The sequence below is a fragment of the Bartonella sp. CE47NXGY genome (genome assembly GCF_042195415.1).
In the GTDB taxonomy this organism is placed as follows: domain Bacteria; phylum Pseudomonadota; class Alphaproteobacteria; order Rhizobiales; family Rhizobiaceae; genus Bartonella.
The window spans coordinates 17,765-32,162 of the sequence record NZ_JBHIOI010000005.1 but is presented as its reverse complement, the minus strand read 5'-3'; the positions used below and the strand labels follow the sequence as shown (position 1 = coordinate 32,162).

10 protein-coding genes are annotated in these 14,398 nt (G+C 35.4%); 4 read left to right on the top strand and 6 right to left on the bottom strand.

The features are described from left to right. Nucleotides 1-53: 53 nt before the first annotated feature. Nucleotides 54-1,412, top strand: coding sequence for a Na+/H+ antiporter NhaA (gene nhaA / locus ACFIL3_RS03185; RefSeq protein ID WP_375618444.1), 1,359 nt, complete (start codon nt 54-56; stop codon nt 1,410-1,412). A gap of 2,588 nt (nt 1,413-4,000) precedes the next feature. Here the strand turns inward: nhaA and ACFIL3_RS03180 are convergent. Then, nucleotides 4,001-5,257: an aspartate kinase gene (locus ACFIL3_RS03180; RefSeq protein WP_375612083.1), complete on the bottom strand. Its 1,257-nt coding sequence runs from the start codon at nt 5,255-5,257 to the stop codon at nt 4,001-4,003. 188 nt (nt 5,258-5,445) lie between these two features. On the opposite strand from ACFIL3_RS03180, the gene ubiG reads away from it, so the two are divergent. Beyond that, nucleotides 5,446-6,189, top strand: coding sequence for a bifunctional 2-polyprenyl-6-hydroxyphenol methylase/3-demethylubiquinol 3-O-methyltransferase UbiG (gene ubiG / locus ACFIL3_RS03175; RefSeq protein ID WP_375638029.1), 744 nt, complete (start codon nt 5,446-5,448; stop codon nt 6,187-6,189). 20 nt (nt 6,190-6,209) lie between these two features. On the opposite strand, the gene grxC is transcribed toward ubiG, so the two are convergent. Then, nucleotides 6,210-6,464, bottom strand: a complete 255-nt coding sequence (gene grxC, locus ACFIL3_RS03170) for a glutaredoxin 3 (RefSeq protein ID WP_375612081.1) — start codon at nt 6,462-6,464, stop codon at nt 6,210-6,212. Between the two features lie 47 nt (nt 6,465-6,511). Then, entirely contained in the window at nt 6,512-7,297 is a 786-nt protein-coding gene (locus ACFIL3_RS03165; protein ID WP_375668503.1) for a ComF family protein, read from the bottom strand. Nucleotides 7,298-7,492: 195 nt separating this feature from the next. Between ACFIL3_RS03165 and ACFIL3_RS03160 the strand changes: the two genes are divergently transcribed. After that, nucleotides 7,493-8,371 carry a methyltransferase gene (locus ACFIL3_RS03160; protein WP_375613540.1) on the top strand — a complete coding sequence of 293 codons (879 nt, stop codon included), beginning with the start codon at nt 7,493-7,495 and terminating at the stop codon, nt 8,369-8,371. A 7-nt stretch (nt 8,372-8,378) separates the two neighbouring features. Here ACFIL3_RS03160 and ACFIL3_RS03155 read toward each other — a convergent pair whose 3' ends face one another. After that, entirely contained in the window at nt 8,379-9,734 is a 1,356-nt protein-coding gene (locus tag ACFIL3_RS03155; protein WP_375612078.1) for an L-cystine transporter, read from the bottom strand. Between the two features lie 815 nt (nt 9,735-10,549). On the opposite strand from ACFIL3_RS03155, the gene ACFIL3_RS03150 reads away from it, so the two are divergent. Continuing rightward, nucleotides 10,550-10,987, top strand: a complete 438-nt coding sequence (locus ACFIL3_RS03150; protein WP_375612077.1) for a type ISP restriction/modification enzyme — start codon at nt 10,550-10,552, stop codon at nt 10,985-10,987. A 1,124-nt stretch (nt 10,988-12,111) separates the two neighbouring features. On the opposite strand, the gene ACFIL3_RS03145 is transcribed toward ACFIL3_RS03150, so the two are convergent. Continuing rightward, nucleotides 12,112-13,485, bottom strand: coding sequence for a glutamate--cysteine ligase (locus ACFIL3_RS03145; protein WP_375612076.1), 1,374 nt, complete (start codon nt 13,483-13,485; stop codon nt 12,112-12,114). A gap of 68 nt (nt 13,486-13,553) precedes the next feature. Next, entirely contained in the window at nt 13,554-14,297 is a 744-nt protein-coding gene (locus ACFIL3_RS03140; RefSeq protein ID WP_375612075.1) for a 16S rRNA (uracil(1498)-N(3))-methyltransferase, read from the bottom strand. Nucleotides 14,298-14,398 lie beyond the last annotated feature (101 nt).

Below are 14,398 nucleotides of genomic sequence, written 5' to 3'. Positions count from 1 at the left end.
GTCATTTATACAGAGAGTATAGAATCTAAAATTGACGATGCTTGGAGTTGTTCATGTCTGATTTATCTTCAAATCGCCTGCCTAATCGCGCTTCTCGTGTCACTAATCAAGCGCTTTCTGCTATCGAGCGTTTTCTCCATATTGAAGCTCTTAGTGGTGTTGTTCTTTTATTAGCTGCTGCTTCTGCACTTATTTTTGCCAATTCTAAATATGCTGCTTTCTATGAATCTTTTTGGCATACACCTCTTGGCTTTAATTTGGGTCATTTCACTCTTTCATGGGATTTACATTTCTGGGTTAATGATGCCCTTATGACTATTTTCTTTCTCGTCGCAGGAATGGAAATTCGACGCGAAATTCATGAAGGGGCTCTTGCCGATTTTAAACAAGCAATCTTACCAATTGTTGCTGCAATAGGGGGCGTTTGTGTTCCTGCAATTATTTACTTTATCTTCAATTTTAACGAGGGACATATCCGCGGTTGGGCTGTGCCAACAGCAACAGATATTGCCTTTGCTCTAGGTATTCTTGCTCTTCTAGGGAAAAAAATTCCCTCTAATCTTCATATTATTCTTCTATCATTAGCAATTATTGACGATATTATCGCTGTTCTTATTATTGCTTTTTTCTACTCAACAAACATTGATCCTAGCGGTTTAATGATTGCAGGAGCGGGTATTGCTTTGGTACTATTTTTTCAGTGGATCGGGCTTGCATCAGCATGGCTTTACATTTTACCTGGTGCAATCATTTGGTGGGGTTTAATGGTAACAGGCGTTCACCCATCGCTTGCTGGCGTAATCTTAGGGATGATGACTCCCGTTCTTCCTACCCGTACTCTTGTAGCGCCACTCACCATGCTCAGTAACGCTATGCAAATTCTTCAAGAAAAAAATACAAAAACAGATCTGCATCATATTTCAACAGCATTGAAAAAGATGCGCAAAGGACAACGGGCCATGATCGCCCCAGTAACACGTGTTCAAAAAGCATTGCATCCATGGGTTGCATACGGTATCATGCCAGTTTTTGCCTTCGCAAATGCAGGAGTAAGTTTTGCAAACTTTGATCTTTCTTCTGACAAATCATTCTTGATTGTTTTGGGTGTTGTCATTGGTCTTTTCATCGGTAAGCCTCTTGGTATTATCACTGCCAGTTATATAGCTGTAAAATCAGGGCTATGCCGCCTCCCCCCTCATATGACCTGGACAGGCGTTTTACTCATTGGTTTTTTAGCAGGAATTGGCTTTACAATGTCTATTTTTGTTTCAATGCTCGCTTTTAAAGATATTATTCTGCTTGATGCGGCAAAAATTGGGGTCCTTTGTGGCTCAGGTTTATCTGCCCTTATCGGTCTGGGATATGGATTTATTTATATTAAGCGCAATAAAGGAATTTCTCATAGTTCCTAACAAACTAACTAAAAATACATTTTTATGCAGAACTTTTAAAAAGCGATTTCGCTCATTTGTTGGGTTCGGACGATATTTAATGTAAAAGCTGTTGTCTCGCCTCATCTTTACACTTATGAAGGAGAAAACTAACATCATCATACTATTTACGAGCCTCTAATGTTACAACACCTTTGACTCTTAAGAAGACTTATAAGAGATATTTTTATTCCTTTCTTCAATATTCTTTTACTCATGCACCGGCTCCACTCATGGTGTGCACAAAAATGATTTTAATTGTTTCAATATGAAAGGCTTCGTGGTTTCAGAAAAGCTGCCTTTCGTCAGGACTATTATTCACTATAAAGAAAAAATTAATTATTATAAATCAATATCTTATGTTTAATCATACGAAACAGATAAGAATAAGCAAAATTCAATAATCAGTTAAGTAATTCCATGGTTTATTTTTTTTCAATAAACCACCCTCCTCGTTACTGATTTTATTGCGGTATTCTAAATAACTTTAATTTTTATCTGCTTAAAAGCACATTATTTTTGGATAAAAAATATTTAATTTATCATTATAAATCTTGAATGGAGTTCAAATATCGTATGATTTCTTCATTTCAAATCTGTACATGATAAATCAATCAAGACTATTCTCTTACACGTCACAAGCCGATGAGAAATATGGATTATTTGAAGAAAGAAGACTGCTTCACCATATCCATACAAGAGTTGTTCAACACAAAAACTAAAAATTAAATGATGACGGCCAACTGACACCTTTGATCTAAGAAGGAGATGGGGCGCACAATGGCTTTACCGTTATACCATTCATGGTCGGTGCCGTGAAATGGACTTGAGAGATATTTTTTCAAAACAAGCGCGTAAATTGGCACTATAATAGCGTTTTGTTTTACGTGAAAGGCATATAGATTTAAATAACGCAAATAAACAAAAACGTGAACCAATGTGTAATATCCATTATTTAAAAGATATTGCTGTCAATACCTTTGAAAATTGTAAAGCAGAATTAAAAGGAAGTTGTAAAATGGAAGTTGGTTTTCACTTTTATGGCTTCATCTCACCCAATTAGGTTTTATCTCCATTTCAGAAATTACCCCACCAGGTATACGCAACATCCTTATTCCTATCTGGCATACAAAAACAGGAGTTGCTCGTAGGCCCCTTATCCGTCTCAATATACCATCAAATATGCATCTGCACTGACATTAGATATTGATACAGGTAACAAAAAACAAAAGATTTATTTGGAATAACAACGTCATAACATCACTACTAGATTGACAATGGAGTGGAAAAATATTCCCGTTTTTTATCATCGACACATCGCTTGTCTCACTCCATGAAAGAATTAAACTTGAAGCATGCTTCCACAGGGAGCACTCTAGTTTACGTAATTAACTCGCGGGAAAAAAGAAAATCCTAGTCATTTAGACTATTCTAAAACATATGATTGGTGGAAAAATAGAGCATATATATCGTTGTTCTCCCCTTTTTCCGCTCTTATTTGATATTTATTTTCTTTTTGTTTAAAGAGCACGCTCTATATTTCTTGATATCATAAAATACTCTTCATAGATAATTTAAAAAGCAATATTTCCGAAACTTTCAAATTGTACAACGCCACATAAAATACAAGAAGGGTAAAATAATATGGCTATATTTCTCACAAGAAGAGTTTTGCTTACAAAGACCACCATTTGCAAAATATGTAAACATGATAAGAAACTAGCACAATATACTGCAAAAACGAAAGAATGTATTTCATGTGTGATTGGCAGTATGACACAGAAAATACTTATAATAGAGTAGTTAAGGGAAGAAAGTTAACCTAAAGAACATATGGAGGTATCAAAAACTTTGAAAATCTTAATCATAATTCAAAAAAGAGAAATAGACATGAAAAAAATTTAAGTAATAAAATCATAAAAGAAACACACTGTAACATTATCATTATTTTATGAAAAGTACTTCTGAAGAAGCTATAAACGCATAAGACATGGTAATTTTATAACTTATAGTGCAACATAAATATTATCTATAGAGATATATTTTTTATTGCCTCGTAATACGGAAAAAATTAAATTTTCAAGATATACATAAAGTCATAAACAATCATTTGATGACAAACTAAACATCTCTAGAAAATACATCATCAATTCTATTTTGGTAATTCCGTCACTAATCCAATGAGCTCCCATTTCTCTAAGATTTATAATATTAAATCTGTATTCACGAGGCTGTCCCTCATGTAACATGCATTCTTTGAATAAACGCAGTGCATTGTTCCTTAGTTCTATTAAGGCTTATCGTAAAGTCTTCTCCATCTCACTCTATAGGCTCTAAAACGTTTATAGACGGCATATTTTATATCCCTTCTTAAACAGTTTTTTACCCAAACATCTTTCTCTTGTAATGTATAAGTGACCATTTTAAATTCATCATGAACAAGTTTAAAATGAGAGAGTCCTGCTGTATTAAATATTCCATTTAAGTTAAAATATAAATATCCTTAACAAAAATTATTAATATATATTAAAGCTTTACGTTATTGAAACTCTGTTGAACCTAAAAAATACTTATCCCTTATCAAGTGCATAAACAGCATGTAATGTTCTAACCGCAAGTTCAGTGTAAGCACTATCAATCAAAATAGAAATTTTAATTTCTGAGGTCGTAATTGCTTGAATGTTAATACCCTTTTCAGCCAAAGCCTTAAATGCTGTAGCGGCAACACCTGCATGGCTACGCATTCCAATACCAATCACAGATACCTTGGCGAGATCGCTTTCAAACTGGAGAACATCAAATCCAATTTCTTTGCGATTCTTTTCAAGAAGTGTAACGGCTTTTTCTACATCTGATGATGGTACAGTAAAAGTCATATCAGTTTTTGAGCCATCTTCAGAAATATTTTGCACAATCATATCAACATTAATGCTTTCTTCAGCCAAGGGACCAAAAATTGCTGCCGAAATCCCTGGACGATCGGCAAGCCGACGAAGGGAAATTTGTGCTTCATCCTTAGCAAAAGCAATACCAGTAACATTTTGTTGTTCCACAATTTCATCCTCATCGCAAATAAGTGTTCCAGAAGAACTCATTGGATCCTCCATGCCTAACGCATCAGGATCCTCAAAACTTGAACGCACAAAGGTACGAACCTTATGAACCATTGCCAATTCAACAGAACGAACCTGTAAAACCTTTGCACCAAGAGAAGCCATTTCTAGCATTTCTTCAAAAGCTACTTTTGGTAAACGACGCGCTTTCGGCTCTATACGTGGATCCGTTGTATAAACACCATCCACATCCGTATAAATATCACAGCGATCAGCTTGTACAGCAGCGGCTATAGCAACAGCACTTGTATCTGATCCCCCACGCCCTAAGGTAGAAATCCGGTTATCCGGAGATAACCCCTGAAAACCAGCAATAACGGCAACCTGACCTTCCTGAAAACACTCGATTAAAAAAGATCCATCAATATTAGTAATACGTGCACGGCCATGCGCATTGTCTGTATGAATAGGAATTTGCCAACCAAGCCATGAACGTGCATTCACCCCCATTTCTTGAAGTGTCAAAGCCAACAAACCTGACGTAACCTGTTCACCAGAAGCAACCACAACATCATATTCACGAGCATCTCTATGCATAGAGGAAGCATCACTTGTCCACTGAACAAGTTCATTCGTTTTACCAGCCATCGCAGATACGACAACGGCAACCTCATTGCCTGCATCAACCTCTCTTTTGACATGCCTTGCAACATTATGAATACATTCAATGTTTGCTACAGACGTTCCACCAAATTTCATGACAATGCGCGCCATTAATAACACTCTTACCTTTACATCTCTTATCTCAAACAGTAATGAGAATTAGATGCTGTATCAACTAACCATTTTCTCGACATAGCGAATATCTATCATTTGTGCAAGTTTCATTATGATTATATTAATTTCTCTTGACTTTGTATAAAATCTACTTGACCTGATCATTAAAAATAAAGGAAGGCAACATGATCGATGAAACACAAACAACTATTGATCAAAGTGAAATTGATCATTTTTCACGTATTGCTACAGAATGGTGGAATCCACAAGGAAAATTTCGACCTCTTCACCAATTTAACCCAACACGCCTTGCTTACATCAGAGAAAAAATCTGTTTAGAGTTTAATCGTGACCCTTCTTCACTTACGCCCTTTCACAATTTGAAAATTCTTGATATTGGCTGTGGAGGAGGCTTGTTATCTGAACCAATGGCACGTCTTGGTGCTATAGTTGTAGGCGTTGATGCTGCACAAACAAATATTGAAGTCGCAAAAACCCATGCAGCTCAAAATGATCTTTCCATTGATTACCGCACGACGACAGCAGAAGTACTTGCCAATGAAGGAGAAAAATTTGATATCATCCTTAATATGGAAGTTGTTGAACATGTCGCTGACGTTAATCTCTTCATAGAAGCTACAGCAAAAATGCTGAAACCACAAGGGGTGATGTTTGTCTCAACACTCAACCGCACATGGAAAGCATGGGGGCTTGCTATTGTAGGCGCTGAATATATTCTACGTTGGCTTCCTAAAGGAACCCATGATTATAAAAAATTCCTAAAACCTCTAGAACTTAAAAATTTCTTATCAAAAAACGCTCTGACTGTCATTGATGAGATAGGTATTACTTATAACCCATTAAACGACAGCTGGAATCGCTCAAAAGACATGGGCGTTAACTATCTCCTTCTTGCAAAACGGTCTTAAGAATATGTAATTTACAAATATCATATGCCTTGTAATAAAGAATTGAGCTTTCCCTCAGCCTCTAAAGCATAAAGATCATCACAACCGCCAACGTGATAATCACCTATGAAAATTTGTGGAAATGTATTACGTCCATTTGCACGCTGTACCATTTCTTGGCGAAGGGATGTGGAAGCATCAATATCTGTATACTTTACGCCTTTTTTATTAAGCAAATCACGTGCTTTTGTACAATAAGGACAGTTAGGGCGTGTATAAATTATTACCTCTTTCATAGTATTATCCTCCAATATTTTTTAATAATATTCATTTTAAATTCCTCTTAAGAAGAGGGAAAAATAGAATCTTCTTTGAGAACACGCGAAAATGTTAGCACATCAACCTGTCGTGCACCTGCATCTTTTAATGCAGCAGCTGCTGCTGTAACTGTTGCACCCGTTGTAAATACATCATCAATCAGCAAAACAGAACATCCTTTGAGATATTTTTTAACTTTATGCGAAACCTTAAAAGCATTTTTTACGTTAAGTTTTCTCTCTCTCGAAGAAAGACTAACCTGCGGACGGGTATGCCGACAACGAACAAGCCAACTCGGTTTTAAAAGCTTTTTTTGTGATGCTGCAATGTAACGTGCAAGCTCAGCAGATTGATTATAACGCCTCTCCCAAAAACGACGAAAATGCAATGGAATGGGAATAATAACATCACAATCATCAATAACCTCGCGTCCAGCAAACATCATCCAATTGGCCATAAATGATGCCAATTCTATATGATCACCATATTTTAAGCGCGTTACTAAAGTTCGTGCAAGCCCTTTATGAACAATGACTGAGCGAACACGTGAAAAAGGATGGGAATTACGGAGTGCTTCACCACTAAGAAAACCATCCCCCATATCACAAACAAAAGGAGTCCCCATAACAGGACAATAAGGTTTTGTGATAAATTGAAGATCTTTCCAACATTCGGAGCAAATCGTACCATAAGTAAAAACATTTTGCTTACATCCAGGACAAATTGGTGGATAAAGTATCGTTTTCAAGCGTTCAACGAACTTACTTAGTATATCTCCGCTATTTAACGCCGCTTCTCGAAAATACAACATTATAAATTTAGGCTTTTACAAGTTTCCCTCAGAACAAAAGTTCCTTTGTATTTCCTAAACTTATAATTTTAATTCCTTTAAAAACTCTTACCTTCTATAAATTTATTTCTTTCATATTATAAACTTGACAGAGCTTGCACAAATAATGAACCTTTTCAAAATATATTCTTTCATAGATCGAAAGTGTTCTACAATATGTCGCATCCTTTAATTTTTGATCATAACCGCATTGAACAATTCCGAAAACGTGCCTTTCAAAAAGCAAAAAAAGGATGTGACTTTTTACTCTCTCACATGGCAGAAGATCTCTATAAACGCCTTAGCACTGTTGATCGCCTCTTTACATTAGCTCTCGATTTACACAGCCATACAGACCTTGCTGCGCAAGCTTTAATGAAATCTGGAAAAGTTTGTTCCATAGAACGCATTGAGACCGATCCGCTTTATCAAAGCCATGATAAAAAATTTCATTTACGTCATCGAGAATTTCTTGATTTACCTCAAAGTTACTGTGACCTTATTGTTTCACTTCTTTCATTACAATTGACCAATGATACCCCTGGTGTTCTAAGCCAGATAAAAAATACCCTTAAACCAGATGGCTTATTTCTTGCTGTTATGGCAGGAGCTGGTACATTAAGAGAATTGCGCGAAAGCCTGCTGCAAGCTGAAAGTGAAATTTATGATGGAGCAAGCCCTAGAATCTACCCTTTTGCCGACATTCGTGATGCAGGCGCTCTTTTACAGCGTATTGGCTTTGCCCTGCCTGTAGCAGACGTTGAAGATATCACAATACGTTATAATACAATGTTTGACCTTATGCACGATCTTAAAGCTATGGGAATGCAAAATGCACTCATCAATCGTTCACGACGCCCTGTATCCAAACGTTTTTTTCTCCGCGCAGCTGAAATCTATGCACAACGATTTAGTGATCCTGATGGACGTATTCGTGCACATTTTTCTTTCATCTGGCTCTCTGGTTGGGCTCCTCATCCCAATCAACAAAAACCGCTACAACCTGGTTCAGCGCAAATATCTCTTACAGATGTTTTACAGCCCCAAAAAATATAATCTAAAATTATTTTTTAAAAATACTTTTATCTGTTGTCCGTAATATTTGACTGGTGACCGTTCCAGCTATCATTGAATCGCTCACGTTTAGAGCAGTCCGTCCCATATCAATTAGCGGTTCAATAGAGATAAGTACAGCAACCAAAGTAACAGGAAGCCCCATAATTGGTAACACAATCAATGCAGCGAAAATAGCACCTCCCCCCACACCAGCAACACCAATAGAACTCAACGTTACAACACCAATAAGCGTAGCAATCCAAGTAGGATCAAGAGGATTAATACCCATAGAGGGTGCAATCATGGTCGCAAGCATCGCTGGATAAAGACCAGCACAACCATTTTGTCCAATTGTTGCCCCAAAAGAAGCTGCAAAACTCGCAATGGATTGTGGTACACCTATCCACTGTGTTTGCGCTTCAATATTCAAAGGAATACTTGCAGCACTTGAACGACTGCTAAAAGCAAATGTTAAAACTGGTAAAACCTTTTTGAAAAAACGAAAGGGATTAATCCCAGAAATACCAAGCAATACACCATGAATTCCAAAAATTAAAATAATACCGACATAAGAGGCAATGATAAAAACCAGTAAATTTAAAATATCTGTAATACGCGATATTGCTCCTACTTTCGTCATAAGTGCAAAAATACCATAAGGCGTCAAAGCAATCACAATACGGACTAACCGCATAATCCAAGCTTGTGCCACTTGAATAAATAAAAGCGCTTTTTCTCCTTTTTCTGGCTCATCTTTCTTTAAAAGAAGAACCGATGCACCTAAAAATGACGCAAAAATCACAACACTAATAATTGACGTACGTTTAGCTCCACTCAACTCAGCAAATGGATTTTTAGGAATCATAGACAAAATCATCTTTGGTATATTCATATCTCCAAGTTTAGAAATATGACCTTCAAGAAGAGCAGAAACATTTTGCCCTTCATGCACCAAACCATCGGTTGTTAATCCAAAAAAATTAACCACAAGCACACCAACCAATGCTGAAAGAGCCGTTGTAAAAAGCAATATTGAAATTGTTATTATACTCATCTTTCCAACAGCATAAACAGAATGTAAATGAGCAACTGCTGAAACGATAGAGATAAAAACCAATGGCATAACAATCATTTGCAACAATAAAATATAGCCCTCACCGACAATGTTAAACCATTCAACGGATTTCAATAAAGTGCTTTCACCCTCTCCATAAATAAACTGCAAAACACTTCCAAAAATCAAGCCAAGGATAAGCCATAGCATAACACGTAGTGAAAGACTCCATTGCATTTTCTTACTTTGAGAAACCAACAATAAAAAAATAACAAATAGAAATAAATTGACGAAAAAATTAAATGTCATTGTCTATGCTCACTATTATTATGGTTGACATAAATAATCTGCATAATTCAAAATCAATGCATGATATTTAAAATTAACCTATAAAGCTTACAAGGCTTTTACAAAATCATTATTTTTTTAATTTATAGATTAAAAGAGAATTTTTTATCTACTAATAACTGTTTAAAGAAAATAAATAAAATTATTTTCTTATTATTTAAATTTTCACTCTCATAAAATAGTTAAAAAAGAGAAATATAAGCAGCATTCATTGCATCTTAATACTGAATAATTCCAGCATATCTTATCCTATAAATCTCTTTACCTCTCTCTTTTTCTATTTGAACTGAAGCGAGCTTTCCAAGCAAGGATGAATTAACAATCGAACATTCATGATTTTTCTAGAAAATACACCAACAAGCTACTTCTGCTCATTTTATGGACTGCACTCTCAATAGCTTTGATCAGCACTTCAAATATAATTATTTTATTGAAAATACTTTTTATACATTCTTTCTTTGCTCTCAATGAAAGCTTTTTTATTTTTCAAAACTCTTTTTATAGTCATAAAAAGGCTTTGAAATACAACATGTTGATTTATAATCATAATTTACTGTTTTGCATATTAAATGAGAGTCCCGAATAACGTAAGATTCTCTCATTTCAAACCTGTTTATCTTGAATCAATCAAAATCATTTGCTTGCACGTCACAAGCAGGGCTGGCGTATGAGTAAAAATGTATAAGAAAGGAGTAGAAAGACCTCTTATGAAACATCTTAATGCAAGAGTTGCCGTAACATTGGAGGGCGGAGCTTGAGCAGAAAATATAAATAATATGATTGCTTTTTATAATAGCGCAGTAAAACGTTTTAACGATACCTATTCATATGCTGATCGAACAACACGTGCATGTGCTATAGATAATTTTGTCACTTTAGATATAAAAAAGATAAGTTGGAGTTATAATGTTACGCAAGAACTAATAAGAGGAAAGGTTTTTGAATTTGAAGAGGCATGCCTCACTCAGAGTTCATATCATCCTTTTACGCAACAGTGGTTTTATTATAATCGGAATCTCAACGATGGAATTTACCAAATGCCTCGTATAGTCCTGATAGGACAAAAAGTTGAAAATAGGATGATACAAATTACAGGCATAGGAGCACGAAGCGTTTTTTCTGTATTGATAGCTAAGAATTTGCCTAATCTAGATGCAATAGATACAGGTCAATGCTTTCCACGGTATCTTTATAAAAACGTTGAATCTCTGTAACTGTTCATGATGAAAAACAATCCCATTTGTTTGCAAATTCAATAAAGGAAAGAAAAACATCTGGTTTACAGAGGCGTGATACCATTACGGATGAAGGACGAGCACATTTTAAAGCTGCTTATCCTAGTGAGAGCATAACAAAGACGATTACAAATTTCTAGATAATGAAAACAATGGAAAAGACTGAGGATATATGATTAAAATGAGAGGCTTTAAGTCTACAAATATTATAAATTTTATGAATAGTACAGTTTAAAGCATTAAAAGCAGTCTTACAGTAGATTTACAATGTATGGGGATGATTAATTGCCTATAATAAGTTGCGCTCATACTGATAAAGATTATTCTGCTATAGAAATGTTGTGCTTTTTTGAATTTTTGTGCGTATTCAAACACTCATTCGTTACAAGCTCAATCTCTTTATCTCGTGCCTCTTTATCAAGAATAATAGTATTTTAATATAATACCCCTTTGCATACAAATAGTTATTTCTTATCTATGAATAGCTTATAATTTCATATAACTCTATGAAGATAATATTTTTTATTTATCAATATTTAATGATGTAATTAACACATTCATTATATATAATAATCTTTATTTCTATCTATTTACATAATATATTTATTTTTTTTATAAAAATAAAATTGAGTTATACATACATAGATCTATCGGTATTTTTTCTACTGTCTTTTTAGCGCACTGAAAGATTGATATCGTAATTTTTGTATAATAAAATACTCTTTCATATAAGCATCGTATATTGAATTATAATAATTGACTATTAACCGCAAATTATATTTTTTATCCCTTTTAAAAGTAAAAAATATAATTTTCAGACCTATTCATAAGTAGGCTTAGCCAAGTGAATAAAAAATGTTTGATAATAAGCTTTATCTCTTATGAACTATCTTTTGTACAAAGGGACAACATTATGATTACGGAAATATCGTGATATTATTGGGTATAAAAATCACACTCCCCAAGAAATTTTTGTATTGTATCCTTTCCGTTATGAGAAATGTTAAAAGAAAGATAGGATATGCTCTCTAGAGCAAATGAGTGAATGAACCACCACGGTGATATGCATTTTTAAAAAAGTAGGAAGTATCTTTGCTTCAAATTTAATAGGCACATTCTAAAAATAAAGGTTCTACCGACTCATTCCAAATAGAATAGTAATGGGACAAAAATTTTTCAGCATCTGTTTGTCCCATTGCAACAACCTCTTCTAGAGGATTAAGAAAATTTGTTTCATCAAAACCATTCGTATCATACTGTTTGCGATTTTTTAAGCCTTTGCGAGCAATAGCGAGAGCTTGACGTGCTAACTCTAAAAGAATAGTTTGACGAAAAGGAGTTCTTAACCCTTCTTTAGGAACGCGTTGGCGCAACTCTAAAACTTCTTCAAAACACCAATCTTTTGTCAAAGCCTCTGCCTCATTAAGTGCTTCCCTATCATAAAGAAGCCCAACCCAAAAAGCCGACAACGCACAAATGCGCTTCCAAGAACCACAATCAGCTCCCCTCATTTCTAAAAATCTTTTTAAGCGGACTTCAGGAAATAACGTTGATAAGTGATTAATCCAATCTCCCATGTTTGGAATTGAATTTGCAACTTGTCCTTTTAATGCTCCATTCATAAACTGACGAAACGTTATGTGTGTACAATCATAATAACGACCATCCCGCACAACAAAATACATTGGAACATCAAGGGCCCATTCAACATAATCAGCAAAACCAAAACGCTCAGAAAATACAAAGGGCAGAACGCCTGTCCTCTGATTATCCGTATTACGCCAAATTTCAGAACGCCACGATAAAAAGCCATTTGGGCGCCCTTCTGTAAAGGGCGAACTTGCAAATAATGCCGTTGCAATGGACTGTAACTTCATGGATACTTGCATTTTTCGCCGCATATCACTTTCAGATGAAAAATCAAGATTAACCTGAACTGTTGATGTGCGATACATCATATTAAGACCATTATACCCCACTTTAGGCATATAATCAGTCATAATCTGATAACGTGATTTAGGCATTCGCGGCGTTTCAGCTAAAGTCCACTTTGGACTAGCTCCAAGACCTAAAAAACCTATACCTAATGGTTCTGCAATTTTTTTGAGAAGAGTTAAATGCTCCATCAACTCGTAATATGTATGGCTTACTGATTTTAATGGTGCACCAGATAATTCAAATTGTCCCCCAGGTTCCAAAGAAATGGCTCCCTGATCAACTGATCCTACGAGCCCAATAATATTCTCTTCATCTAAAATAGGTTTCCATCCTAAGGCGCTTTGCATCCTCTCTAAAAGCGCTCGGATTCCCCTCTCTCCTTCATAAGGAACAGGGTGAAAACCATCTCTATAAAACGGAAATTTTTCATGTTCTGTACCAATGCGCCAATCATCTTCTGCTTTATACCCCCCTTGGAAATAGCTAACCAAAGAATCTAAGTTATAAATTTCACTTTCATCAGTTATATCAAGCGCCATAACTTACCGTATCCTATAATTGGTATCATCATCTTAAATAAATTGTTTAGAATGATTTTACAGATTTCTCAATCCATTGCCCAATCCCCCACGGTAGCATTAAGAAGAGCCAAAGCAGCAACAGCGGCAGTATCAGCGCGTAAAATACGCGGACCTAGTGATATTGGAAACACAAAAGGATGTTTTTTTAAAAAGCTCCGCTCTTCTTCACTAAAGCCACCTTCCGGTCCAATAAGAATACCAGGTGTTGTAACGTCACGCTTTTTAAAAGAAGGTAATGGATTATGCAATTTATGCTCTTCATCACAAAAGAATAAAGGCTGTGTCTCATCCCACTGTGCTAAAAGTTCTGCTAATGATAGAGCCGATACGCATTTAGGAAGAGATAAAATTCCACACTGTTCAGAAGCTTCAATAACATTGGCTTCCATACGCGCCATATTGATACGCGTAGCCTGCGTATGATGCGTTATAACAGGCTGCAAAATCGATACCCCCATTTCAACAGCTTTCTGCACCATATAATCCAACCGCGCATTTTTGAGTGGAGCAAAGCAATAAATAAGATTGGAATGCGTCGTTTGTAATCTTTCTTGATGGATAAGCTGAACCACAACAAATTTTTTCTTAACAGTGATAAGTTTAGCAAGCCACTCACCATCCTGTCCATTAAAAAGTAAAATTTCTGCTCCTTCTTTCATACGCAAAACATGCATAAGATAAGAAGCTTGTGCCCCCTCTATCTTTATTTCTTCATTCAAAGCCAATGTCTGCCGGATAAATAATCTTTTAAGTTTATAATTTATGCGCATAAAAATTTTGCCAATGCTCACTATCGTCATCGAGAAAATGAAGAAAAATATATAGCAAAAAGAAAAAATTATATCTATAGAACTATAATATATTAAAGAAT